The organism is Pseudomonas sp. 2957 (assembly GCF_031456345.1).
In the GTDB taxonomy this organism is placed as follows: Bacteria; Pseudomonadota; Gammaproteobacteria; order Pseudomonadales; family Pseudomonadaceae; genus Aquipseudomonas; species Aquipseudomonas siliginis.
Genome location: NZ_JAVDUL010000001.1, coordinates 862670 through 886442, shown reverse-complemented (window position 1 = coordinate 886442; position 23773 = coordinate 862670). Strand labels below are relative to the sequence as shown.

Here is a 23773-nt window from a genome sequence, read left to right as displayed (position 1 = left end):
CCTTGTCGAAAACCTTATTCAGGCATTTTCAGCGGAGTCGGCGAAACGATCACGCCGTTGTTGTCCGCATAAATGTACTGGCCCGGGTGAAACGTCACACCGGCGAAAGTCACCGGGACGTTGAGGTCGCCAATGCCGCGCTTGTCGGTTTTCATCGGGTGACTGGCCAGCGCCTGCACGCCGAGATCGGTCTGGGCAATGACGTCGACGTCACGGATGCAACCGTAGATCACCAGCCCTTCCCAGCCGTTCTGCGCGGCCTTGGCGGCGATCATGTCGCCCAGCAGGGCGCGGCGCAGCGAACCGCCGCCATCAACCACCAGCACTTTGCCTTTGCCGTTGAGTTCGGCTTGCTCCTTGACCAGCGAATTGTCTTCGAAGCACTTGATGGTCACGATTTCGCCGCCGAAGGAATCCCGGCCGCCGAAATTGCTGAACATCGGTTCCAGCACCTGCACCAGCTCCGGGTAGGCGTCGCACAGGTCAGGCGTAAGGTAATGTTCCATCGAAAAACTCCTGTAACAAGGAAGACGATCAAGGGATGCCGCATTCTGATGAGACGAGTTCCGGCGGTCGCTGTTTACCTTAGTCCATGCCATGGTCGCTGACGCAACCTGAACAAACCCTGAAACGTAATAGCTAAACAGTCACGAAATATGACCAGAACCGCACAATGCGTCATATCTTAGCCGCAAGCCAGGCTGAACGGAACGCCCCTCACACTGCGGAGGCCAGATTCGCTGGCTGCGCAAGCAACGGTGTCTGCTGATCCTTCAACCAGCGCGCCACCAGCGGCCACACTTCAGCCTGCGCAGCTTTGCTCACCAGCATTTCGACATGGCCGAAATTATCCGAGAAGCCCTGCTCGCGGCCCAGGTTGATGAACTGCTTGCACTCTGAGCCGATCTGCTCGAACAGCTTGCGGCAGGCCCACGCCGGATCCTGATGATCGCCCGCTGCCGTCACCGCCAGCACCGGTACCTGAACCTCGGCAAGTCCGGCCCACCAGTCCTTGTCCTTGTCGCCGAAGCGACCGAACAAGCCGTACCAGCGCATGCTTTCGATGGCCAGGCCGATCGGTTCGTCTTCCGGACCGCGTTTGAGGCGTGAGCCGGACAACTGCGCGAAACGCTTGAGAATAAAGCGCCCGCCCCACTCCACCGGTGGAATCTTCAGTGGCCAATAGGTGCGGCTGACCTGGGTGCCGAAAAACGCCGCCGAGGCCACGGCCGGTTCGCCGAGATACTCGCCGCCGAGCGCTGCTGCCAGGGTGATGCCGCCCAGCGAATGGCCGATCCAGTGCGGGATCTGTCCGCTTTGCTCACGCACGAACGCGGCAATCGCCGGCAGATCGTAACGGGCATAATCGGCCACGCGGTTGCGCCGATAGTCTTCGTTGCGCTGGGACAGGCCGTGACCGCGCATTTCCGGAATCCACACGTCGAAGCCCAGCCGCGTCAGATACGCGCCGAGCCCGAGGCCTTTGGGGGAAAACCAGAAGCGCCGATTGGAAAAGCTGCCGTGCAACAGAATCACCGGCACGCCGCGTGGCGCCGTGTCATCGGCCATGCCCAGGCGGGTGACGGCGATCTCTACGGACCAGTCCGGGCTGTTGCCGGGTTTCAATCGATAGACGTCTTCGCTCAGATCGCCGCGCCGCTCGGCGCTGATCAGCGCGACAGGAAACAGGTTGCTGCTGCTTTGCATAATGCTCTTGCACAAAAAAGGGCGGCATCCGATGGAGCCCGCCCTACTTCAATCTCAAGGCCCGGCCCCTGTGGGAGCGAGCCAGCTCGCGAAAGCGGTGTATCAATCAACATCCATGGTGAATGTTGCTCCGTCTTCGCGAGCAGGCTCGCTCCTACAGGGGGCGCGGCCCGTTCACATGTTGATCAAGCCTGTGCCTGACCTTCGGCGAGGAAGAACCAGGTTTCCAGCACGGTGTCCGGGTTCAGCGACACGCTCTCGATGCCCTGTTCCATCAGCCACTTGGCCAGATCCGGGTGGTCCGAAGGACCCTGACCGCAGATGCCGATGTACTTGCCAGCCTTGTTGCAGGCCTGAATGGCGTTGGCCAACAGCTTCTTGACCGCTGGATTACGTTCGTCGAACAGGTGCGCGATGATCCCCGAGTCACGGTCCAGACCCAGCGTCAGTTGGGTCAGGTCGTTGGAGCCGATCGAGAAACCGTCGAAGAATTCGAGGAATTCCTCAGCCAGAATCGCGTTGGATGGCAGTTCGCACATCATGATTACGCGTAGACCGTTCTCGCCACGCTTCAAGCCGTTCTCGGCGAGCAGATCGACCACCTGGCTGGCTTCGCCGAGAGTACGGACGAACGGCACCATGATTTCCACGTTGGTCAGGCCCATCTCGTTGCGCACGCGTTTCAGCGCGCGGCATTCGAGTTCGAAGCAGTCGCGGAACGATTCGCTGATGTAACGCGAAGCGCCACGGAAGCCCAGCATCGGGTTTTCTTCTTCCGGCTCGTAGAGCTTGCCGCCGATCAGGTTGGCGTATTCGTTGGACTTGAAGTCCGACAGACGCACGATGACTTTTTTCGGCGTGAACGCTGCAGCCAGGGTGCTGATGCCTTCCACCAGTTTGTCGACGTAGAAGTCGACCGGGTCGCTGTAACCGGCAATGCGCTTGTCGACGCTGTCCTTGATTTCCTGGGGCAGGCCGTCGTAGTTCAACAGCGCTTTCGGGTGCACGCCGATCATGCGGTTGATGATGAATTCCAGTCGCGCCAGACCAACGCCGGCGTTCGGCAATTGGGCGAAGTCGAAGGCGCGGTCCGGGTTGCCGACGTTCATCATGATCTTGAACGGCAGCTCCGGCATGGCGTCGACGGAGTTCTTCTTGATGTCGAAGCCCAGTTCGCCTTCGAAGATGTAACCGGTGTCGCCTTCGGCGCAGGATACGGTCACGCCCTGGCCATCCTTCAGCAACTGGGTGGCGTTACCGCAACCGACCACCGCCGGAATGCCCAGCTCACGGGCGATGATCGCCGCGTGGCAGGTACGCCCGCCACGGTTGGTGACGATGGCGCTGGCGCGCTTCATCACCGGTTCCCAGTCCGGGTCGGTCATGTCGGAAACCAGCACGTCGCCCGGCTGGACCTTGTCCATTTCCGAGACGTCTTTGATGATGCGTACTTTGCCGGCGCCGATGCGCTGGCCGATCGCCCGGCCTTCCACCAGCACGGTGCCGGTCTCTTTCAGCAGGTAACGTTCCATGACGTTGGCCTGGGTGCGGCTTTTCACGGTTTCCGGACGCGCCTGGACGATGTACAGCTTGCCGTCGTCACCGTCCTTGGCCCACTCGATGTCCATCGGGCAGCCGTAGTGCTTCTCGATGATCATCGCCTGCTTGGCCAGCTCGCTGACTTCGGCGTCGGTCAGGCAGAAACGCGCGCGTTCGGCCTTGTCCACATCGACAGTCTTGACCGAACGACCGGCCTTGGCCTCGTCGCCGTAGATCATCTTGATGGCTTTGCTGCCCAGATTGCGACGCAGGATCGCCGGACGACCGGCCTCCAGCGTGCCTTTGTGTACGTAGAACTCATCCGGGTTGACCGCGCCTTGTACGACGGTTTCACCCAGGCCGTAGGCGCCGGTGATGAATACCACGTCACGGAAACCGGATTCGGTATCGAGGGTGAACATCACGCCGGCGGTGCCGGTTTCCGAGCGCACCATGCGCTGCACGCCAGCCGACAGGGCGACCAGTTTGTGGTCGAAGCCCTGGTGCACGCGGTAGGAAATCGCACGGTCGTTGAACAGCGAAGCGAACACCTCTTTGGCGGCGCGGATTACGTTTTCCACGCCACGGATGTTCAGGAAGGTTTCCTGCTGACCGGCGAACGAGGCGTCCGGCAGGTCTTCGGCGGTAGCAGAAGAACGCACGGCCACGGCTACGTCAGGGTTGCCCGCCGACAGCGCGGCGAACGCGGTGCGGATCTCGGTGTTAAGTTTTTCCGGGAATTCGGCGTCCATGATCCATTGGCGGATCTGCGCGCCGGTCTTGGCCAGGGCATTGACGTCGTCGACGTCAAGCGCGTCGAGGGCCTTGTGGATCTGCTCGTTCAGGCCGCTCAGTTCGAGGAAGTCACGATAGGCCTGAGCCGTCGTGGCGAAGCCGCCGGGGACCGAAACACCGGCGCCTGCCAGGTTACTGATCATCTCGCCCAGGGATGCGTTCTTGCCCCCCACATGCTCAACATCGTGTTTGCCGAGCTTATCGAGGGAAACTACGTACTCTACCAAGGTGATCTCTCCACTAACTGTGTTGGAAAAGCTCAGAAACCGGCGGCCCGGGGGAGCCTCGGCCGGTTGTATGGCCTGGACCTGGAAAATAAGTGAGAATGCGGGCCAATGGCGGCCGGCAAATCGCGCCTATCATATCCAAGATTCGTTACTAGCTTAAGGCCCAAGGTGCAAATGAAACGATCTGCTTTCTTCATCTCCGATGGCACCGGCATTACCGCCGAAACCCTGGGTCAAAGCCTGCTGGCGCAGTTCGAAAACATTACCTTCAGCAAATTCACGCGGCCCTACATCGACAGCGTGGAAAAAGCGCGGGCCATGGTACAACAAATCAACAAAGCCGCTGAAACCGACGGCTTTCGGCCGATCATCTTCGACACCATCGTCAATCAGGACATTCGTGAGATTCTCGCAACGTCCAATGGTTTCATGATCGACATTTTCTCGACCTTCCTCGCGCCGCTCGAACAGGAGCTTACCGAGCACTCTTCCTACACCGTCGGCAAGTCCCATTCCATCGGGCACAACTCCAATTACATGGAGCGCATCGAGGCGGTGAACTTCGCCCTCGACAACGATGACGGCGCGCGCACCCACTATTACGACAAAGCCGATCTGATACTAGTGGGCGTGTCGCGATGCGGCAAAACGCCGACGTGTCTGTACATGGCCATGCAGTTCGGTATCCGCGCGGCCAACTATCCGCTGACCGAAGACGACATGGAGCGCCTGACCCTGCCGACGGCCCTGCGCGCCCATCAGCACAAGCTGTTCGGCCTGACCATCGACCCGGACCGCTTGACCGCGATCCGCAACGAGCGCAAGCCCAACAGCCGTTATTCGAGCTACGCCCAGTGCGAATTCGAAGTGCGCGAAGTGGAGAACCTGTTCCGCCGCGAGAACATTCCGCACATCAATTCCACGCATTTCTCGGTGGAAGAGATTTCGGCGAAGATTCTGGTGGAGAAAGGGGTTGAGCGGCGGTTCAAGTAGGTTTGCGGTGCCTGATCTGACGCTATCGCGGGCAAGCCCGCTCCCACAGGTTCTGAAGGTGTTCACAATTTCTGTGTTCATCACCATTCCCTGTGGGAGCGGGCTTGCCCGCGAAGAACGATAACGCGGTCTGTCAGAGCACAAACAGGTCGATGAATCGATTCACCGCTGTGGCTTCCAGCCGCGCCTGATCCTCACAGAGCGCAAATATCTCAGCGCAACGCTGCCCGGCAAACCGCGTGGCCAGGTTGGCCTTGAACTTGTCCTCCAGCAACGGAATACCTTCGGCGCGGCGGCGGCGATGGCCGATCGGGTACTCCACCACGACGTTCTCGGTGCTGCTGCCGTCCTTGAAAAACACCTGCACGGCATTGGCAATCGAGCGTTTGTCGGGCTCAAGGTATTCGCGGGTGAAGCGCGGTTCTTCAACGATGAGCATTTTTTCGCGCAGCACATCGATGATCGGATGCGCCTTGTGGAAGTCGTCTTCGTAGTGCTCCGCCACCAGATTGCCGAATGCCAGCGGCACGGCGGTCATATATTGCAGGCAGTGGTCGCGGTCGGCTGCGTTGGCCAGCGGGCCGACCTTGGAAATTATGCGGATCGCCGATTCATGGGTGGTGATGACAATGCGGTCGATCTCGTGCAGGCGATTGCGCACCTGCGGATGCAGGGTCACCGCCGCCTCGCACGCCGTCTGCGCATGGAATTCGGCGGGGAAACTGATCTTGAACAGCACGTTTTCCATCACGTAACTGCCGAACGGCCGGGAAAAGCTGAAAGCGCGTTTGTCCGAGGGTTTCAGCGCCAGATCGTTGTTGGTGTGGCTGAACGAAACGTCATAGAAGCCCCACTGCTTCGCGCTCAAAACTCCGGGAATGCCCATCTCGCCGCGCATGGCGATGTCGGCCAGCCTTACGCCGCGACTCGCCGCATCCCCCGCCGCCCAGGATTTGCGCGAGCCAGCGTTCGGCGCGTGACGATAGGTGCGCAGCGCCTGACCGTCGGCGAAGGCATGGGACAGCGCCGACAGCATCTGCTCGCGATTGGCACCCATCAGTCTGGCGCTGACGGCGGTCGAGGCGACTTTCACCAGAATGACGTGGTCGAGTCCAACCCGGTTGAAGGAGTTTTCCAGAGCGATCACGCCTTGAATCTCGTGGGCCATGATCATCGCTTCCAGCACATCACGAACCGTCAGCGGCGCCTCACCGTGGGCGACGCGTTTCTGCGACAGGTGATCGGCTACGGCGAGGATGGCACCGAGGTTGTCCGATGGATGCCCCCATTCGGCGGCAAGCCAGGTGTCGTTGTAATCGAGCCAACGGACGATGCAGCCGATGTCCCACGCGGCCTTAACCGGATCGAGGCGATAACTGGTGCCCGGCACTCGTGCGCCGAACGGCACCACCGTGCCTTCGACGATCGGGCCGAGGTGTTTCGTGCATTCGGGAAAACGCAGAGCCAGCAGACCGCAGCCCAGCGTGTCGATCAGGCAGTTGCGCGCGGTGTTCAGCGCTTCGGCGGATTCGGGCTTGAAGGTGAGGACGTAGTCGGCGATGTCCTGCAGAACTGCGTCGTAATCGGGGCGGTTGTTCAGGTCGACGTTGGCGCTCATGTTCGATTCACTCGTGAAGTGGTTCGTTGATGGGACCTCGGTTCAGGGCTAACGATTTCTTATGATTGAAATGCAATCCACTGTGGGAGCGAGCCTGCTCGCGAAGGCTGAGCGTCAGTCAACATTTGCATGTCTGATGCATCGCTTTCGCGAGCAGGCTCGCTCCCACAAGGATATTGCTGTTGCTTAAAAGCAATCGCCGGGCACGCGGACATAGCCTTCCATGAGCACCCGCGCACTGCGACTCATGATGGCTTTCTTCACCACCCATTCGCCATTCTCCAGCGTCGCCTCGGCGCCCACGCGCAACGTCCCGGACGGATGTCCAAAGCGCACGGCATTGCGCTCGACGCCGCCGGCAGCAAGATTGACCAACGTGCCGGAAATCGCCGCCGCCGTGCCGATCGCCACCGCTGCCGTGCCCATCATCGCGTGGTGCAGCTTGCCCATCGACAACGCGCGCACCAGCAGGTCCACATCACCAGCAGCGATCGCTTTACCACTCGACGCTACGTAATCCGCAGGCTTGGCGACGAACGCAACTTTCGGCGTGTGTTGCCGCTTGGCGGCTTCTTCCAGATTGGCGATCAGCCCCATCCGCAACGCACCGTAGGCACGAATGGTCTCGAACATCAGCAGCGCTTTTGGATCGCCGTTGATCGCGCCCTGGAGTTCGGTGCCGGTGTAGCCAATGTCTTCGGCGTTGACGAATATCGTCGGGATCCCGGCGTTGATCATGGTCGCCTTGAACGTGCCGACACCCGGGACCTCAAGCTCATCGACCAGATTGCCGGTGGGGAACATCGAGCCACCGCCGCCCTCTTCTTCCGCCGCCGGATCCATGAATTCAACCTGCACTTCGGCCGCCGGAAAGGTCACGCCGTCGAGTTCGAAATCACCGGTTTCCTGCACTTCGCCGTTGGTGATCGGGACGTGGGCAATGATGGTCTTGCCGATGTTGGCCTGCCACACGCGCACCACCGCCACGCCGTTGTGCGGAATGCGGCTGACGTCGACCAGACCGTTGCTGATGGCGAACGAACCGACCGCCGCCGAAAGGTTGCCGCAGTTGCCGCTCCAGTCGACGAACGGCTTGTCGATCGACACCTGGCCGAACAGGTAATCGACGTCGTGATCGGCGCGGGTGCTTTTCGACAGGATCACGGTTTTGCTAGTGCTCGACGTCGCGCCGCCCATGCCGTCGATTTGCTTGTCGTACGGGTCGGGACTGCCGATCACCCGCAGCAGCAGCGCATCGCGTGCCGGGCCAGGAACCTGCGCGGCTTCGGGCAGATCGGTCAGGCTGAAGAACACGCCTTTGCTGGTGCCGCCGCGCATGTAGGTGGCAGCGATTCTGATTTGTGGTGCGTGAGCCATGGTGCTCCTTACCGAAGGCATGGGACTTGAAAATCCCATGCCCACAAGTTGATTTAGACGGCTACCGCCGAGCCTTCGAGGAAGTCCTGCGCGAAGCGCTGCAACACGCCGCCGGCCTCGTAGATCGACACTTCTTCAGCGGTATCGAGACGGCAGGTCACCGGCACTTCGACACGCTCGCCATTCTTGCGATTGATCACCAGCGTAAGATCCGCACGCGGCTTGCGCTCGCCGATCACGTCGTAGGTTTCGCTGCCATCGATGGCCAGAGTGTGGCGGTTGGTGCCAGGTTTGAATTCCAGCGGCAACACGCCCATGCCCACCAGGTTGGTGCGGTGAATGCGCTCGAAACCTTCAGCGGCAATCGCCTCGACGCCGGCCAGGCGCACGCCTTTCGCCGCCCAGTCGCGGGACGAACCCTGACCGTAGTCGGCACCAGCGATGATGATCAGCGGCTGCTTGCGCTGCATGTAGGTTTCGATGGCTTCCCACATGCGCATGACCTGGCCTTCCGGCTCGACACGCGCCAGCGAACCCTGCTTGACCTTGCCGTTTTCCACGACCATTTCGTTGAACAGCTTCGGATTGGCGAAGGTCGCGCGCTGGGCGGTCAGGTGGTCGCCACGGTGGGTGGCGTAAGAGTTGAAGTCCTCTTCCGGCAGGCCCATTTTCGCCAGGTATTCGCCGGCGGCGCTGTCGAGCATGATCGCGTTCGATGGCGACAGGTGATCAGTGGTGATGTTGTCCGGCAGCACCGCCAGCGGGCGCATGCCCTTCAATGGACGGGCGCCGGCCAGTGCGCCTTCCCAGTACGGCGGACGGCGGATGTAGGTGCTCATCTCGCGCCAGTCGTACAGCGGCGCGACTTTCTGCCCGGTGTCTTCATGCACGGCGAACATCGGAATATAGACCTGACGGAACTGCTCAGGCTTGACCGAAGACTTCACCACCGCATCGATTTCTTCATCGCTCGGCCAGATGTCTTTCAGGCGAATTTCCCGGCCATCGACCACGCCCAGCACATCCTTCTCGATATCGAAACGGATGGTCCCGGCGATCGCGTAGGCAACCACCAGCGGCGGCGAGGCGAGGAATGCCTGTTTGGCATACGGGTGAATGCGGCCGTCGAAGTTGCGGTTGCCGGAAAGCACCGCGGTCGCGTACAGATCGCGGTCGATGATCTCTTGCTGGATCAGCGGATCGAGCGCGCCGGACATGCCATTGCAAGTGGTGCAGGCAAACGCGACGACGCCGAAGCCGAGCTGTTCAAGTTCAGTGGTCAGCCCCGCTTCATCGAGGTACAGCGCCACGGTTTTCGAGCCCGGCGCCAGCGAGGATTTGACCCATGGCTTGCGCGTCAGGCCGAGCTTGTTGGCATTGCGCGCCAACAGGCCGGCGGCGATGACGTTGCGCGGGTTGCTGGTGTTGGTGCAACTGGTGATCGCGGCGATGATCACCGCGCCGTCGGGCATTTGCCCCGGCACGTCATCCCACTGGCCGGAGATGCCTTTGGCGGCCAGATCGGACACCGCAACGCGGGCGTGCGGGTTGCTCGGGCCGGCCATGTTGCGCACCACCGAGGACAAATCGAAGGTCAGGCCGCGCTCGTATTGCGCACCTTTGAGGCTGTCAGCCCACAGGCCGGTGAGTTTGGCGTACTGCTCGACCAATTGAACCTGCTGGTCTTCACGGCCGGTCAGTTTCAGGTAATCGATGGTCTGCTGGTCGATGTAGAACATCGCCGCCGTGGCGCCGTATTCCGGGGCCATGTTGGAGATGGTCGCGCGGTCACCGAGGGTCAGTGCTGCCGCCCCTTCACCGAAGAATTCCAGCCATGCGCCAACGACTTTCTGTTTGCGCAGGTATTCGGTCAGGGCCAGGACCATGTCGGTGGCGGTGATGCCCGGTTGCAGCTTGCCGGTCAGTTCGACGCCGACACTTTCCGGCAGGCGCATCCACGACGCACGGCCGAGCATCACGCTCTCGGCTTCGAGGCCGCCAACGCCGATGGCAATCACGCCCAGCGCATCGACGTGCGGCGTGTGGCTGTCGGTGCCGACGCAAGTGTCGGGGAACGCCACGCCTTCGCGCACCTGAATCACCGGGGACATTTTCTCCAGGTTGATCTGGTGCATGATGCCGTTGCCCGGCGGGATCACGTCGACGTTCTTGAAGGCCTTCTTGGTCCAGTTGATGAAGTGGAAACGGTCTTCGTTGCGGCGGTCTTCGATGGCGCGGTTCTTCTCGAAGGCCTGGGCATCGAAACCGCCCGCCTCGACGGCCAGCGAGTGGTCGACGATCAATTGCGTCGGCACCACCGGGTTGACCTGCGCCGGGTCGCCGCCCTGCAAAGCGATGGCATCGCGCAGGCCAGCGAGGTCGACCAGCGCGGTCTGGCCGAGGATGTCATGGCAGACCACCCGCGCCGGGAACCACGGGAAATCGAGGTCGCGCTTGCGTTCGATCAGTTGCTTGAGCGAGTCGGTGAGCGTGGCCGGGTCGCAGCGACGCACAAGGTTTTCCGCCAGCACGCGGGAGGTGTACGGCAGGGTGTCGTAGCTGGCAGGCGCAATCGCCTCGACCGCCGCGCGGGTGTCGAAGTAATCCAGCGGCGTGCCGGGCAGGTTCTTGCGGAATTCTGTGTTCATCGGGTCAGGACTCGGGTCACGGTAATTTCAAAGGGTGAGGCCAGACACCTGAGTTGCACACCGTCCACTGTGGGAGCGAGCCTGCTCGCGAAAGCGATAGATCAGTCGACATCCTTGTTGGATGCCAGTCCGTCTTCGCGAGCAGGCTCGCTCCCACAGGGTCTAGCGGGGTTCTCTGGTTCCGGGTCAGCTCACCATTCAGCGACGTTCGATTGGCACGAACTTGCGCTGTTCGACGCCGGTGTACTCGGCGCTCGGGCGGATGATGCGGTTGTTGGCGCGTTGTTCGAACACGTGCGCGGCCCAGCCGGTCAGGCGCGAGCAGACGAAGATCGGCGTGAACAGCTTGGTCGGGATGCCCATGAAGTGGTAAGCCGAGGCGTGATAGAAGTCGGCATTCGGGAACAGTTTCTTCTGCTCCCACATGGTCTTGTCGATGGCTTCAGAGACGGGGAACAACACCTTGTCGCCGACCTCGTCCGCGAGTTTTTTCGCCCAGCCCTTGATCACCTCGTTGCGCGGGTCGCTGTCCTTATAGATCGCGTGGCCGAAGCCCATGATCTTGTCCTTGCGCTCGAGCATGCCGAGGGTGCCTTTGATCGCCTCTTCCGGCGACGAGAAGCGCTCGATCATTTCCATCGCCGCTTCGTTGGCGCCACCGTGCAACGGGCCACGCAGCGAACCGATCGCCGCCGTCACGCACGAGTACAGATCCGACAAAGTCGAAGCGCAAACCCGCGCGGTGAAGGTCGAGGCATTGAATTCGTGTTCGGCGTAAAGGATCAGCGACACGTTCATGACTTTGACGTGCAGTTCGCTCGGTTTCTTGCCGTGCAGCAAATGCAGGAAGTGGCCGCCAATGGTCGGCTCGTCGCTGACGCAGTCGATGCGCTTGCCGTCGTGGCTGAAGCGATACCAGTAGCACATGATCGCCGGGAACGCGGCGAGCAGACGGTCGGTCTTGTCGCGCTGTTCGGAGAAGTCTTTCTCCGGTTCGATGTTGCCGAGGAACGAGCAACCGGTGCGCATGACGTCCATCGGATGCGCGTCGGCGGGAATTCGTTCGAGCACTTCTTTCAAAGCTTGCGGCAGGTCGCGCAGCTTGCTCAGTTTGGTCTGATAGTCGGCCAGTTGCGCTTTGGTCGGCAGTTCGCCGTACAGCAGCAGATAGGCGACTTCTTCAAATTGCGCGTCGGCGGCCAGTTCACGCACGTCGTAGCCGCGATAGGTCAGCCCGGCTCCGGCCTGGCCCACGGTGGACAGTGCGGTTTGCCCGGCAACCTGGCCACGGAGCCCGGCGCCACTGAGTACTTTTGCTTCGGCCATTGTGTTCTCCAATCTTCTTGAATTTGTATGGGGAAAACTTGTGGGAGCGAGCCTGCTCGCGAAAGCGCTGGATCAGTCGACATCAATGTTGGATGTCAGTCCGTCTTCGCGAGCAGGCTCGCTCCCACAGGGTTTTGTTCAGCCTTTCTTCTGTGCAAACAACGCATCGAGCTTCTGCTCGAACGTGTGGTAATCGATACGATCGTAGAGCTCCATGCGAGTCTGCATGGTGTCGATGACATTCTGTTGCGTGCCATCGCGGCGGATCGCCGTGTAGACATTTTCCGCCGCCTTGTTCATCGCGCGGAATGCCGACAGCGGATACAGCACCAGAGAAACGTCGGCGCCGGCCAGTTGTTCGGTGGTGTACAGCGGCGTTGCGCCGAACTCGGTGATGTTGGCCAGGATCGGCGCTTTCACGCGATTGGCGAAAAGCTTGTACATGTCCAGCTCGGTAATCGCCTCAGGGAAAATCATGTCAGCGCCGGCCTCGATGCACGCCGCCGCACGATCGAGTGCCGACTCCAGACCTTCCACCGCCAGTGCGTCGGTACGCGCCATGATCACGAAGCTGTCATCGGTACGGGCATCGACGGCGGCTTTGATGCGATCGACCATTTCCTGCTGGCTGACGATTTCTTTATTGGGGCGATGGCCGCAGCGCTTGGCGCCAACCTGGTCCTCGATGTGAATCGCCGCCGCGCCGAACTTGATCATCGACTTGACCGTACGCGCGACGTTGAACGCCGACGAGCCGAAACCGGTGTCGACATCCACCAGCAGCGGCAGGTCGCAGACATCGGTGATGCGGCGCACGTCGGTGAGCACGTCGTCCAGCCCGGTGATGCCCAGGTCCGGCACGCCCAGAGAACCTGCGGCTACACCGCCACCGGACAGGTAGATCGCCTTGAAACCGGCGCGTTTGGCCAGCAGCGCGTGGTTGGCGTTGATCGCGCCGACCACTTGCAAAGGATGCTCGCTGGCGACCGCATCGCGGAAGCGCTGGCCCGGCGTGTTCAGGTTGGAAGTCATGCATCACCTCGTTCAGTGGCTGTCTTGTTGTGGGCGCCGTCCTCGTAGTGACGGGCGATGTTGCGTTTCGAGGCGCCGATGTGGCGGCGCATCAACAATTCCGCGAGTTCGCCGTCACGGTCGGCGATGGCATCGAGAATGCGGTGGTGTTCGGCGAAGGCCTGGTGCGGGCGATTCGGCGTGGTGGAAAACTGGATGCGGTACATGCGCACCAATTGATACAGCTCGCCGCAGAGCATCTGCGTCAGCGTGCGATTGCCGCTGCCCTGGATGATCCGGTAATGAAAGTCGAAATCGCCTTCCTGCTGGTAATAACCGACGCCGGCCTGAAACGCCGCATCGCGCTCGTGGGTTTCCAGGACCCGGCGCAGTTCGTCGATTTCCTCGACGCTCATGCGCTCGGCGGCGAGGCGGCAGGCCATACCTTCGAGGGATTCACGGATTTCGTAGAGTTCGATCAATTCGGCATGGCTGAGCGAGACCACCCGCGCACCGACGTGCGGCACGCGCACCAGCAGGCGCTGGCCTTCCAGACGATGGATCGCCTCACGCAGCGGGCCTCGGCTGATGCCATAGGTGCGCGCCAGCTCCGGCTCGGAGATCTTGCTGCCCGGGGCGATTTCGCCTTTGACGATTGCGGCCTGGATACGCCGGAAGACGTTTTCCGACAGCGTCTCGGAATCGTCGCCACTGATGACCGGGGGATCGAGTTGATCCAGCATGATTGTCGACACCTTTAAATCCAATGCGGCAAAAACTAGCCAATCTGGCCCGATGAGTCAAAGGATAAATAGGTATTGTCGACAATCGTCTAATAACCGCAGCCAATCGATCATCTATTACTGTGGGAGCGTGCCTGCTCGCGAAGGCGGCACATCAGCCGGCTTCTGCATCGAATGACACAGCGCTTTCGCGAGCAGGCTCGCTCCCACAAGAGTGGCATCCCTTGCAGCTCATGGGTCGGCGCAAGCGCTGGCGCCATAAAACCACCGTGCTAGAATGCCGCCCGCATTTGCGGGTCTTTTGTACGGCTTGCCATAAAAAGCTGCCAGGCACACGCGGGGGCTTGCGCACGGTTGTGCGGGCACCTGAACCGATAACGGAACGCTGCGCACCAGGATTTATGAGACTCAAGCCTTTCCCCACCTTTTTTGCTCTGTTTTGCCTGCCCGGCCTCGCCGCCGCGGGGGAAAAAACCGTGTACGGCCTCAACGAATACGCTTCGCTTGACGGCATCAATCTCGAAGTTGCGGCCAAACTCGACACCGGGGCGAAAACCGCCTCGCTGAGTGCCCGCGACATCAAACGCTTCAAACGCAACGGTGAATCCTGGGTACGTTTCTACCTGGCGATCGACACCGCGCATTCGCACCCCATCGAACGGCCGCTGGCGCGGGTCAGCAAGATCAAGCGCCGCGCCGGCGACTACGATCCGGAAGAAGGCAAGCAGTACACCGCCCGTCCGGTGATCGAGCTGGATATCTGCATGGGTTCGGCAATGCGCAGCATCGAAGTGAACCTCACCGACCGAAGTGCGTTCCAATACCCGCTTTTGATCGGCTCCGAGGCGCTGAAACGCTTCGACGCGCTGGTCGACCCCAGTCTTAAATACGCTGCCGGCAAACCTGCCTGCACCATCGCCGCTCACACCGCCGAGTAATTTCCATGCGTTCTCTAACCTTCCACCTGAAAATCCTGATCGCCGTGCTGGTGCTGCTGGGCGTTTCGGTTACGGCCTATCAGATTTTCGTGCTCGGCATCCCGGTGACCGAAGACGCCACCGACGACCTGTGGAACATCGACGCCAAGGTCGAGTTCGTCGCCAGCACCAAAGATCCGGTGAAGATCCAGATGTTCGTGCCGCCGTTGAGCCGCGATTACGTGAGCCTCAACGAAAGCTTCATCTCCAATAACTACGGCGTCGCGGTCAACCGCATCGACGGCAACCGCAAGGTGACCTGGTCGGCCCGTCGCGCCAAGGGCAATCAGACGCTGTATTACCGTCTGGTGCTGACCAAGCGCTACACCGCGGAAAAATCCAAGGTCAAAGGCCCGACCTTCCGTGACAGCATGGTCATCGAAGGCCCGGAAAAAATCGCCGCCGAAGCCCTGCTCGCGCCGATCCGCCAACATTCGGCCGACGTCGAAACCTTTATTGGCGAGGCGATCAAGCGCGTCAACAACGTCAACGACGACAACGTCAAATTGCTGCTGGCCGGCGATCCGTCGACTTCGCACAAAGCCAAGATCGTCGAACTGCTGCTGTCGATTGCCCACGTTCCGGTAGAAAAAGTCCACACCATCCGCCTCGTCGCCGATCAGCCTCAGACTCCCGAACTGTGGCTGCGCAGCTTCAACGGCAACGACTGGCTGTACTTCAACCCGGAAACCGGTGAGCAAGGCCTGCCGACCGATCGCCTGCTGTGGTGGACCGGCGACGAAAACCTGATCACCGTCGACGGTGGCAAGAAAGCCAACGTGACCTTCAGCTTGAACAACAGCGAGATGAACGCGATTCGTCTGGCCAAGCTGACCGACGAAAACACTGACGCCAACTTCCTCGATTACTCGCTGTACGGCTTGCCGCTGCAGACCCAGCAGACCTTCATGATCATGGTGATGATCCCGATCGGTGTGCTGGTGATCCTGATCCTGCGCAACCTGGTCGGCCTGCAGACCCTCGGCACATTCACCCCGGTGCTGATCGCCCTCGCCTTCCGCGAAACGCAGCTGGGCTTCGGCATCCTGCTGTTCACAGTGATCACGGCGCTGGGCCTGTCATTGCGCTCGTATCTCGAACATCTGAAGCTGCAAATGCTGCCGCGCCTGTCGGTGGTGCTGACGTTCGTGGTGGTGTTGATTGCGGCGATCAGTCTGTTCAGCCACAAGCTGGGGCTTGAGCGTGGCTTGTCGGTGGCGCTGTTCCCGATGGTGATTCTGACCATGACCATCGAACGTCTGTCGATCACCTGGGAAGAACGCGGCGCCAACCATGCGCTGAAAGTCGCCATCGGCACGCTGTTCGCCGCCTCTCTCGCACACCTGATCATGACCGTGCCGGAGCTGGTGTACTTCGTGTTTACCTTCCCGGCGATCCTGCTGATTCTGGTCGGTTTCATGCTGGCGATGGGTCGCTATCGCGGCTACCGCCTGACCGAACTGGTACGTTTCAAGGCCTTCCTGAAGAAGGCTGACGCCTGATGTTCGGTTTTTGGAAGACCTGGAAGGCCCTCGAGGCGCGCGGCATCATGGGCATCAACCGCCGAAACGCGGACTACGTGCTCAAGTACAACAAGCGCAGCCTGTACCCGATCGTCGATGACAAGATCCTGACCAAGGAACGCGCCATCGCCGCCGGCATTCATGTGCCGGAGCTGTACGGGGTGATCTCCACCGAGAAGGAAATCGACAAGCTCGACGAGATCATCGGCGGGCGCAGCGACTTCGTGATCAAACCGGCGCAGGGCGCGGGTGGCGACGGCATCATCGTCATCGCCGACCGCTTCGAAGGCCGTTATCGCACGGTGTCGGGCAAGATCCTCGCCCACGAGGAGCTGGAACATCACATCTCCAGCATCCTCACCGGCCTGTACTCGCTGGGCGGCCACCGCGACCGCGCGCTGATCGAATACCGTGTGACCCCGGACCAGATCTTCAAAAGCATCAGCTACGAAGGCGTGCCGGACATCCGCATCATCGTGCTGATGGGTTACCCGGTGATGGCGATGTTGCGTCTGCCGACCCGCCAGTCCGGCGGCAAGGCCAACCTGCACCAGGGCGCCATTGGCGTCGGCGTCGATCTGGCCACCGGCCTTACGCTGCGCGGCACCTGGCTGAACAACATCATCACCAAACACCCCGACACCACCAACGCGGTGGATGGCGTGCAACTGCCCTACTGGGACGGTTTCATGAAACTCGCCGCCGGCTGCTATGAGCTGTGCGGGCTGGGTTATATCGGCGTGGACATGGTGCTTGATCAGGAAAAAGGCCCGCTGATCCTCGAGCTGAATGCGCGGCCGGGGCTGAACATTCAGATCGCCAACGATTGCGGCCTGACCTTGCGTACCCACGCGGTTGAAGCGCGGCTGGAAGAGCTGAAGGCGCGGGGCGTGACGGAGTCGGTTGAAGAGCGGGTGGCGTTTACCCAGGAGATGTTTGGGCATATTCCAGCTGTCGAAGGCTAAAAGCTCAAGAGCCCCTCACCCTAACCCTCTCCCAAAGGGAGAGGGGACTGACCGAGGTGGATGTTGGAGGTACGCCGACCTGAACGTCTTGAGTCGAACTCAAGCTTTGAAAAGCATGAAGATCGGCTCCCTCCCCCAAGATATCGAGCCGAACCCAAGTTTTGAAAAGCCCCCGATCTGCTCCCTTTCCCCCTCGCCCCCTTGGGGGAGAGGGTTGGGGTGAGGGGGAGGCTTTTGACTTTGATCTGGCAGCGCAGAGGACTACAATCCCCACCCCGCCTCAACGGCCGATCTGCCCCGCCCATGTTGACCTGCTCCGTACACCCACTGCCCTACCGCGCCAATCCCGCCGACTACTTTGCGGCCATTCGCAACGCACCTGGCGCCGTGCTGCTCGACAGCGGCCGGCCGAGCGCCGAACGCGGCCGTTATGACTTGTTGAGCGCCTGGCCGCTGGAACAACTGGCGGTGTTGCCGGAGGAAAGCGGTGCGCATTTCCTCCAGCGCTTGCGTGACCATCTCAGCCGCTTGGGCGAAGCTCAGTTGCCTGCCGGGTATGAATTACCATTCGCCGGCGGATTGATCGGCTATTTGAGCTACGACTTCGGGCGACATCTGGAAAACCTGCCGAGTCAGGCGCTGGATGACCTGCAACTGCCCGATGCGCGTTTTGGCCTGTATGACTGGGCGCTGATCAGCGATCACCACGCGCAAACCAGCCAACTGGTCTTTCATCCTTCGCTTGTCGACAGTGAACGGCAGCGATTGGTCGCGCTGTTCACTCAGCCTCAATTTGACGCGCTGGCGCCATTCAAACTGAACGCCCCCATGGCCGCTGATCTCTCGGCCGACGACTACCGTCAGGCCTTCGAGCGTATTCAGGATTACATCCAGGCTGGTGACTGCTATCAGGTCAACTTCGCGCAACGCTTTCGTGCTGAATGCCAGGGCGATCCGTGGCTGGCTTACTGCGCTTTGCGTCAGGCCTGCCCGACGCCGTTCTCCGGTTTCCAGAGCCTGCCCGACGGCGGCGCGGTGCTGAGCCTGTCACCGGAACGTTTCGTCAGAGTCAGCCAGCGCCAGGTTGAAACGCGTCCGATCAAGGGCACCCGCCCTCGCGGCCTGACTCCAGCCGAAGACGCCGCCAATGCCGCCGAACTGCTGGCCAGCCCCAAGGATCGCGCGGAAAACCTGATGATCGTCGACCTGCTGCGCAACGACCTCGGGCGCACTTGCCGCATCGGCTCGGTGCGGGTGCCGGAGTTGTTCAGTCTGGAGAGCTATCCGAATGTGCATCATCTGGTCAGCAGCGTGACCGGTGAACTGGCGGCGGATCGTGACGCGCTGGACCTGATCGCCGGCAGCTTCCCCGGCGGCTCAATCACCGGCGCACCGAAGATTCGGGCGATGCAGATCATCGACGAGCTGGAGCCGACCCGGCGCGGTCTGTATTGCGGCTCGTTGCTGTATCTGGACGTGCGCGGCGAGATGGACAGCTCCATCGCCATTCGCAGTCTGCTGGTCAAGGATGGCCAGGTGTGCTGCTGGGGCGGCGGCGGGATCGTCGCCGATTCGGACTGGCAGGCGGAGTATCAGGAGTCGATGACCAAAGTCAGAATTCTCTTGGAAACCCTGCAAAACCTCTGAGGAATGATCGTTCCCACGCTCCGCGTGGGAATGCAGCCCGGGACGCTCCGCGTCCCATCCAAAGCCGAACGCGGAGCGTCCGTTGAGGCATTCCCACGCAGAGCGTGGGAACGATCATCAGGTAGCCAGGCTTACAGGCTGAGATCGCGGTTTGAGGCCTTGAGAAATTCCTGCTTCAGCTCTTCAAACGTATGCACCGCCGGAAACTGCGGAAACTCGCGAATCACGTTGTCCGGCGCATGAAACAGAATCCCCGCGTCCGCCTCGCCGAGCATGGTCGTGTCGTTGTATGAATCCCCCGCCGCGATCACCCGGTAGTACAGGCTCTTGAACGCCAGCACCGACTGGCGCTTGGGATCTTTCTGACGCAGTTGATAGCCCGTCACCCGACCGCTTTCGTCAGTGATCAAGCGATGGCAGAGCAAGGTCGGGAAGCCCAGCTGGCGCATCAGCGGCTGCGAGAATTCATAAAAAGTGTCCGAGAGAATCACCACCTGGAAACGCTCGCGCAGCCAGTTGACGAACTCCACTGCGCCATCCAGCGGTTTCAGCGTGGCGATCACTTCCTGAATGTCCGAGAGTTTGAGGCCGTGCTCATCGAGGATGCGCAAACGCTGCTTCATCAATACGTCGTAATCGGGAATGTCCCGGGTGGTGGCCTTGAGGGAGTCGATTCCGGTTTTTTCGGCGAAGGCGATCCAGATTTCCGGTACCAGTACCCCTTCAAGATCCAGGCAAGCAATTTCCACAAGACACTCCCGTTTGTAGTGATTATTTGAGTCAAGCGAGGCCGAACTCTAGCGTCTGCACCAGACGCGCGCAACGCAGAGGACGCCCCGGCCGCGGCAGCTTTTTGTTACCATCGGCCCCCTATAGAGCGCCCGAGCGCCATTGACCTGTAGGAAGCCGACCTGATGAGCCCAACGTTCGACGTCGTGGAACTCGCCACGACCTATGCCAACAAATCCGCCCAGGACATCCTCAAGCTCGCCTTCGCCGAATTCGGCGATGACTTGTGGATATCTTTCAGCGGCGCCGAGGACGTGGTGTTGGTGGACATGGCGTGGAAGCTGAACAAGAACGTGAAAGTGTTCAGCCTCGACACCGGCCGCCTGCATCCGGAGACCTACCGCTTCATCGAGCAAGTGCGCGAGCACTACAAGATCGATATTGAAATCGTCTCGCCGGACTACACGAAACTCGAACCGTTCGTGAAGGAAAAAGGCCTTTTCAGTTTCTACAAGGACGGCCACGGCGAATGCTGCGGCATCCGCAAGATCGAGCCGCTGCGCCGTAAGCTGTCCGACGTCAAAGCGTGGGCCACCGGCCAGCGCCGCGACCAGAGCCCGGGCACCCGCAGCGCCGTGGCGGTGCTGGAAATCGACACAGCCTTCTCGACACCGGAACGCACCCTGTACAAGTTCAACCCGCTGGCGCAGATGACCAGCGAGGAGATCTGGGGTTACATCCGCATGCTCGAACTGCCGTACAACAGCCTGCACGAGCGCGGCTTCATCAGCATCGGCTGCGAACCCTGCACCCGCCCGGTGCTGCCGAACCAGCACGAGCGTGAAGGCCGCTGGTGGTGGGAAGAAGCCACGCAGAAAGAATGCGGACTCCATGCGGGGAATATCATCAGCAAGAGCAAGGTCTGATCCCTCATTTATAGAAAGACCTGTGGGAGCGAGCCTGCTCGCGAAAGCGCAGTTCCAGTCAACGTTTCAGTTGCCTGATACACCGCATTCGCGAGCAGGCTCGCTCCCACATTGATATGTGCCAGGCACGCAAAAGGTGTACACAAGGTTGTCACCATCGGTGCCATTTATGTGTGCACTTTCTGTTTTTTCGCCCTGAAAAGTTACATCCCTCAGCAGAATCCCCTCTGCGTGCGCCCCCTGCAAAATCCCTCCCCCAAAAAAAATACCTGTCCAATCGATCAATTTATATCGCCGGTTTTTCAGTCACTTACCCCGCATTGATAACTATTCGAAATGAGCCCTGGCGCTTATGGATTCGCAACTGGCACAAATCTGGCTTTATCGCATACATGTTTTGTATACAAAACTGCAAAACATGCACACTTTCGATCCGCAAGCCTGAAGCGCCCTATCCCGTACAGGCTGCAGATGCCCCGTAACCAGTGATGTTTTCACCGTCGCGACGAAGATTTGTCGAGCCTGAGCGCTCATGCACAGTCATCGCGGGAGTGAACGTCAGGAGCCTGCCGGAATGCGTACAAGTCTTTCGAATAACATCGCGCTGAATCTGCCCTCCTCCACGCTTGATCAACCGTTGCCCGATGACGGACTGAGCGAGCCGCTGCAACTGAGCCCGCGTCTGCACAACAGCGATCTGGCGCCGACCAAAGCCGAAGGGCGGCGCTGGGGCCAGTACAGCATCTTCGCCCTGTGGACGAATGATGTGCACAACATCGCCAACTACTCGTTCGCCATCGGCTTGTATGCACTGGGTCTGGGCGGCTGGCAAATCCTCTTGTCACTGGGGATCGGCGCGGCGCTGGTGTACTTCTTCATGAACCTGTCCGGGTACATGGGGCAGAAAACCGGGGTGCCGTTCCCGGTGATCAGCCGGATCAGTTTTGGCATCCACGGTGCGCAAATTCCTGCATTGATCAGGGCGGTTATCGCCATCGCCTGGTTCGGTATTCAGACGTACCTCGCCTCGGTGGTATTCCGCGTCCTGCTGACCGCCGTGCATCCCGGCTTTGCCGAATACGATCACGACTCAATTCTGGGCCTGTCGAGTCTGGGCTGGGTGTGCTTTGTAGCAATCTGGCTGGTGCAACTGGCGATCCTCGCCTACGGCATGGAGATGGTGCGCCGTTACGAGGCATTTGCCGGGCCGGTGATTCTGCTGACCGTAGCCGCACTCGCCGGGTGGATGTACTTCCAGGCCAACGCGACCATTGCCTGGTCGATCCGCGAGCCGCTGACCGGGGGCGAGATGTGGCGCAACATTTTTGCTGGTGGCGCGTTGTGGCTGGCGATCTACGGCACGCTGATCCTCAATTTCTGCGACTTCGCCCGTTCTTCGCCGTGCCGCAAAACCATCAAAGTAGGAAATTTCTGGGGCTTGCCGGTGAACATTCTGGTATTCGCCGCGATTACCGTACTGCTGTGTGGCGCGCAGTTCCAGATCAACGGGCGGATCATCGAAAGCCCGACCGAGATCATCGCTTCGATCCCCAACACGTTCTTTCTGGTGCTCGGCTGCCTGGCTTTTCTGATTGTCACCGTTGCGGTGAACATCATGGCCAACTTCGTTGCCCCGGCGTTCGTCCTCAGCAACCTGGCGCCGAAGTACCTGACCTTCCGCCGCGCCGGATTGATCAGCGCGACCATCGCCGTGCTCATCCTGCCGTGGAACCTCTACAACAGCCCGCTGGTGATCGTGTATTTCCTGTCGGGCCTCGGCGCCCTGCTCGGCCCGCTGTACGGGGTGATCATGGTCGACTACTGGCTGATCCGCAAAGGCCGGATCAATGTGCCGCAGCTCTACAGCGAAGACCCCAACGGCGCTTATTACTACAGCCGCGGCATCAATTTCCGCGCGGTGGCGGCGTTTATTCCTGCGGCGCTGATCGCCATCGTTCTGGTATTGGTGCCCGGTTTCCACAGCGTCTCGCCGTTCTCCTGGCTGATCGGTGCCGGCATCGCCGGCATGCTTTACCTGATCATCGCCAAGCGCCAGACCCATTACGCCGAAGTCAGCGGTGAATGCATCGCTGTGGATAACGTCAGCCACTGATCCCTTCGCGGCCCGGTTTTCGGGCCGCACCACTGCCCGCAATAAGGATTTTCCATGCGTATTCTCGTGGTCAACGTCAACACCACCGAATCCATCACCGACGCCATCGCCCGCTCGGCACAGGCCGTCGCTTCGCCCGGTACCGAAATCGTCGGCCTGACGCCGTACTTCGGCGCCGAATCGATTGAAGGCAATTTCGAAAGTTACCTGGCCGCCATCGCCGTGATGGATCGAGTGATGTCTTACGATCAACCCTTCGATGCGGTGATCCAGGCCGGCTACGGCGAACATGGCCGCGAAGGTTTGCAGGAACTGCTCAACGTGCCAGTGGTAGATATCACTGACGCGGCGGCCAGCACCGCGATGTTTCTCGGCCATGCCTACTCGGTGGTGACCACGCTGGATCGCACCGTGCCGCTGATCGAGGATCGGCTGAAATTGTCCGGCTTGTGGGATCGCTGTGCCTCGGTGCGCGCCAGTGGTCTGGCGGTTTTGGAGCTTGAACACGAACCGCAGCGCGCGCTGGAAGCGATCGTGCAGCAGGCCGAACTGGCGGTGACCCAGGACAAGGCAGAGGTGATTTGCCTGGGCTGCGGCGGCATGGCCGGGCTGGACGAGCAGATCCGCCGGCGCACCGGCGTGCCGGTGGTGGATGGCGTGACAGCCGCCGTGATGATTGCCGAGTCGCTGGTGCGTTTGAAGTTGTCGACGTCCAAGGTGCGCACTTATGCGACGCCACGGCCGAAGAACATTGTTGGTTGGGCGGAGCGCTTTGCTCGATAGACCGAGTTATCGTTCATCGCGGGCAAGCCCGCTCCCACAGGGTTTTGTGTTGTTTGCAAGATGTGTGAACAACTCAAAACTTGTGGGAGCGGGCTTGCCCGCGATAGCCGCAACTCGGTTTGATGC

At 60.6% G+C, this 23773-nt stretch carries 18 protein-coding genes; 8 read left to right on the top strand and 10 right to left on the bottom strand.

Going from position 1 to position 23773, the window contains the following annotated elements; translation table 11 throughout:
• Positions 1-14: 14 nt before the first annotated feature.
• The 3 genes from rraA to ppsA all read right to left on the bottom strand — a co-directional run bounded on the left by rraA (position 15) and on the right by ppsA (position 4268).
• Complete coding sequence (gene rraA, locus J2Y39_RS04105) at positions 15-506, bottom strand: ribonuclease E activity regulator RraA (RefSeq protein ID WP_039762996.1); 492 nt, start codon at positions 504-506, stop codon at positions 15-17.
• Between the two features lie 211 nt (positions 507-717).
• Positions 718-1707 (bottom strand): alpha/beta fold hydrolase, encoded by a 990-nt coding sequence (locus J2Y39_RS04100; protein WP_252877761.1) that lies wholly within the window; start codon positions 1705-1707, stop codon positions 718-720.
• Between the two features lie 185 nt (positions 1708-1892).
• Positions 1893-4268 (bottom strand): phosphoenolpyruvate synthase, encoded by a 2376-nt coding sequence (gene ppsA / locus J2Y39_RS04095; RefSeq protein WP_056784146.1) that lies wholly within the window; start codon positions 4266-4268, stop codon positions 1893-1895.
• Positions 4269-4442: 174 nt separating this feature from the next.
• Between ppsA and J2Y39_RS04090 the strand changes: the two genes are divergently transcribed.
• On the top strand, positions 4443-5261 hold the full coding sequence (locus tag J2Y39_RS04090; RefSeq protein ID WP_016773826.1) for a pyruvate, water dikinase regulatory protein: 819 nt from the start codon (positions 4443-4445) through the stop codon (positions 5259-5261).
• 133 nt (positions 5262-5394) lie between these two features.
• On the opposite strand, the gene prpD is transcribed toward J2Y39_RS04090, so the two are convergent.
• The 6 genes from prpD to J2Y39_RS04060 form a co-directional block, all read right to left on the bottom strand.
• A complete protein-coding gene (gene prpD / locus J2Y39_RS04085) occupies positions 5395-6879 on the bottom strand; it encodes a 2-methylcitrate dehydratase (RefSeq protein WP_310215262.1) in 1485 nt (494 codons plus the stop codon).
• 186 nt (positions 6880-7065) lie between these two features.
• On the bottom strand, positions 7066-8256 hold the full coding sequence (gene prpF / locus J2Y39_RS04080; protein WP_310215260.1) for a 2-methylaconitate cis-trans isomerase PrpF: 1191 nt from the start codon (positions 8254-8256) through the stop codon (positions 7066-7068).
• A 53-nt stretch (positions 8257-8309) separates the two neighbouring features.
• Positions 8310-10904 (bottom strand): Fe/S-dependent 2-methylisocitrate dehydratase AcnD, encoded by a 2595-nt coding sequence (acnD, locus tag J2Y39_RS04075; protein WP_310215257.1) that lies wholly within the window; start codon positions 10902-10904, stop codon positions 8310-8312.
• Positions 10905-11102: 198 nt separating this feature from the next.
• Positions 11103-12230, bottom strand: coding sequence for a 2-methylcitrate synthase (prpC, locus tag J2Y39_RS04070; RefSeq protein WP_076566881.1), 1128 nt, complete (start codon positions 12228-12230; stop codon positions 11103-11105).
• 138 nt (positions 12231-12368) lie between these two features.
• Positions 12369-13262: a methylisocitrate lyase gene (gene prpB / locus J2Y39_RS04065; protein ID WP_024012298.1), complete on the bottom strand. Its 894-nt coding sequence runs from the start codon at positions 13260-13262 to the stop codon at positions 12369-12371.
• The gene (locus tag J2Y39_RS04060) at positions 13259-13981 is read right to left on the bottom strand and encodes a GntR family transcriptional regulator (RefSeq protein ID WP_177180867.1); all 723 of its coding nucleotides are present in this window, start codon (positions 13979-13981) and stop codon (positions 13259-13261) included. The genes prpB and J2Y39_RS04060 overlap by 4 nt, the downstream gene beginning before the upstream one ends.
• 404 nt (positions 13982-14385) lie before the next feature.
• Here J2Y39_RS04060 and J2Y39_RS04055 point away from each other — a divergent pair, with 404 nt between their 5' ends.
• From J2Y39_RS04055 to pabB, 4 genes are all read left to right on the top strand, one after another.
• A complete protein-coding gene (locus J2Y39_RS04055; protein ID WP_016773819.1) occupies positions 14386-14922 on the top strand; it encodes an ATP-dependent zinc protease in 537 nt (178 codons plus the stop codon).
• 5 nt (positions 14923-14927) lie between these two features.
• Positions 14928-16463, top strand: a complete 1536-nt coding sequence (locus J2Y39_RS04050) for an inactive transglutaminase family protein (RefSeq protein WP_024012295.1) — start codon at positions 14928-14930, stop codon at positions 16461-16463.
• Complete coding sequence (locus J2Y39_RS04045) at positions 16463-17449, top strand: alpha-L-glutamate ligase-like protein (RefSeq protein ID WP_056784132.1); 987 nt, start codon at positions 16463-16465, stop codon at positions 17447-17449. The genes J2Y39_RS04050 and J2Y39_RS04045 overlap by 1 nt, the downstream gene beginning before the upstream one ends.
• A gap of 303 nt (positions 17450-17752) precedes the next feature.
• Positions 17753-19096 carry an aminodeoxychorismate synthase component I gene (pabB, locus tag J2Y39_RS04040; RefSeq protein WP_310215252.1) on the top strand — a complete coding sequence of 448 codons (1344 nt, stop codon included), beginning with the start codon at positions 17753-17755 and terminating at the stop codon, positions 19094-19096.
• Positions 19097-19227: 131 nt separating this feature from the next.
• Here the strand turns inward: pabB and thrH are convergent, their stop codons facing one another.
• Positions 19228-19845 carry a bifunctional phosphoserine phosphatase/homoserine phosphotransferase ThrH gene (gene thrH, locus J2Y39_RS04035; protein ID WP_122747089.1) on the bottom strand — a complete coding sequence of 206 codons (618 nt, stop codon included), beginning with the start codon at positions 19843-19845 and terminating at the stop codon, positions 19228-19230.
• Between the two features lie 165 nt (positions 19846-20010).
• Between thrH and J2Y39_RS04030 the strand changes: the two genes are divergently transcribed.
• From J2Y39_RS04030 to J2Y39_RS04020, 3 genes are all read left to right on the top strand, one after another.
• A complete protein-coding gene (locus J2Y39_RS04030; protein ID WP_041479156.1) occupies positions 20011-20751 on the top strand; it encodes a phosphoadenylyl-sulfate reductase in 741 nt (246 codons plus the stop codon).
• Positions 20752-21325: 574 nt separating this feature from the next.
• Positions 21326-22864 carry an NCS1 family nucleobase:cation symporter-1 gene (locus J2Y39_RS04025; RefSeq protein ID WP_310215247.1) on the top strand — a complete coding sequence of 513 codons (1539 nt, stop codon included), beginning with the start codon at positions 21326-21328 and terminating at the stop codon, positions 22862-22864.
• 54 nt (positions 22865-22918) lie between these two features.
• A complete protein-coding gene (locus J2Y39_RS04020) occupies positions 22919-23647 on the top strand; it encodes an aspartate/glutamate racemase family protein (protein ID WP_095180831.1) in 729 nt (242 codons plus the stop codon).
• Positions 23648-23773 lie beyond the last annotated feature (126 nt).

What these genes read in the sequence shown, in the direction of transcription:
- rraA (WP_039762996.1), bottom strand. Translation starts at nt 506, where the DNA reads ATGGAACATTACCTTACGCCTGACCTGTGCGACGCCTACCCGGAGCTG.
- J2Y39_RS04100 (WP_252877761.1), bottom strand. Translation starts at nt 1,707, where the DNA reads ATGCAAAGCAGCAGCAACCTGTTTCCTGTCGCGCTGATCAGCGCCGAG.
- J2Y39_RS04090 (WP_016773826.1), top strand. Translation starts at nt 4,443, where the DNA reads ATGAAACGATCTGCTTTCTTCATCTCCGATGGCACCGGCATTACCGCC.
- prpD (WP_310215262.1), bottom strand. Translation starts at nt 6,879, where the DNA reads ATGAGCGCCAACGTCGACCTGAACAACCGCCCCGATTACGACGCAGTT.
- prpF (WP_310215260.1), bottom strand. Translation starts at nt 8,256, where the DNA reads ATGGCTCACGCACCACAAATCAGAATCGCTGCCACCTACATGCGCGGC.
- acnD (WP_310215257.1), bottom strand. Translation starts at nt 10,904, where the DNA reads ATGAACACAGAATTCCGCAAGAACCTGCCCGGCACGCCGCTGGATTAC.
- prpC (WP_076566881.1), bottom strand. Translation starts at nt 12,230, where the DNA reads ATGGCCGAAGCAAAAGTACTCAGTGGCGCCGGGCTCCGTGGCCAGGTT.
- prpB (WP_024012298.1), bottom strand. Translation starts at nt 13,262, where the DNA reads ATGACTTCCAACCTGAACACGCCGGGCCAGCGCTTCCGCGATGCGGTC.
- J2Y39_RS04055 (WP_016773819.1), top strand. Translation starts at nt 14,386, where the DNA reads ATGAGACTCAAGCCTTTCCCCACCTTTTTTGCTCTGTTTTGCCTGCCC.
- J2Y39_RS04050 (WP_024012295.1), top strand. Translation starts at nt 14,928, where the DNA reads ATGCGTTCTCTAACCTTCCACCTGAAAATCCTGATCGCCGTGCTGGTG.
- J2Y39_RS04045 (WP_056784132.1), top strand. Translation starts at nt 16,463, where the DNA reads ATGTTCGGTTTTTGGAAGACCTGGAAGGCCCTCGAGGCGCGCGGCATC.
- pabB (WP_310215252.1), top strand. Translation starts at nt 17,753, where the DNA reads ATGTTGACCTGCTCCGTACACCCACTGCCCTACCGCGCCAATCCCGCC.
- J2Y39_RS04030 (WP_041479156.1), top strand. Translation starts at nt 20,011, where the DNA reads ATGAGCCCAACGTTCGACGTCGTGGAACTCGCCACGACCTATGCCAAC.
- J2Y39_RS04025 (WP_310215247.1), top strand. Translation starts at nt 21,326, where the DNA reads ATGCGTACAAGTCTTTCGAATAACATCGCGCTGAATCTGCCCTCCTCC.
- J2Y39_RS04020 (WP_095180831.1), top strand. Translation starts at nt 22,919, where the DNA reads ATGCGTATTCTCGTGGTCAACGTCAACACCACCGAATCCATCACCGAC.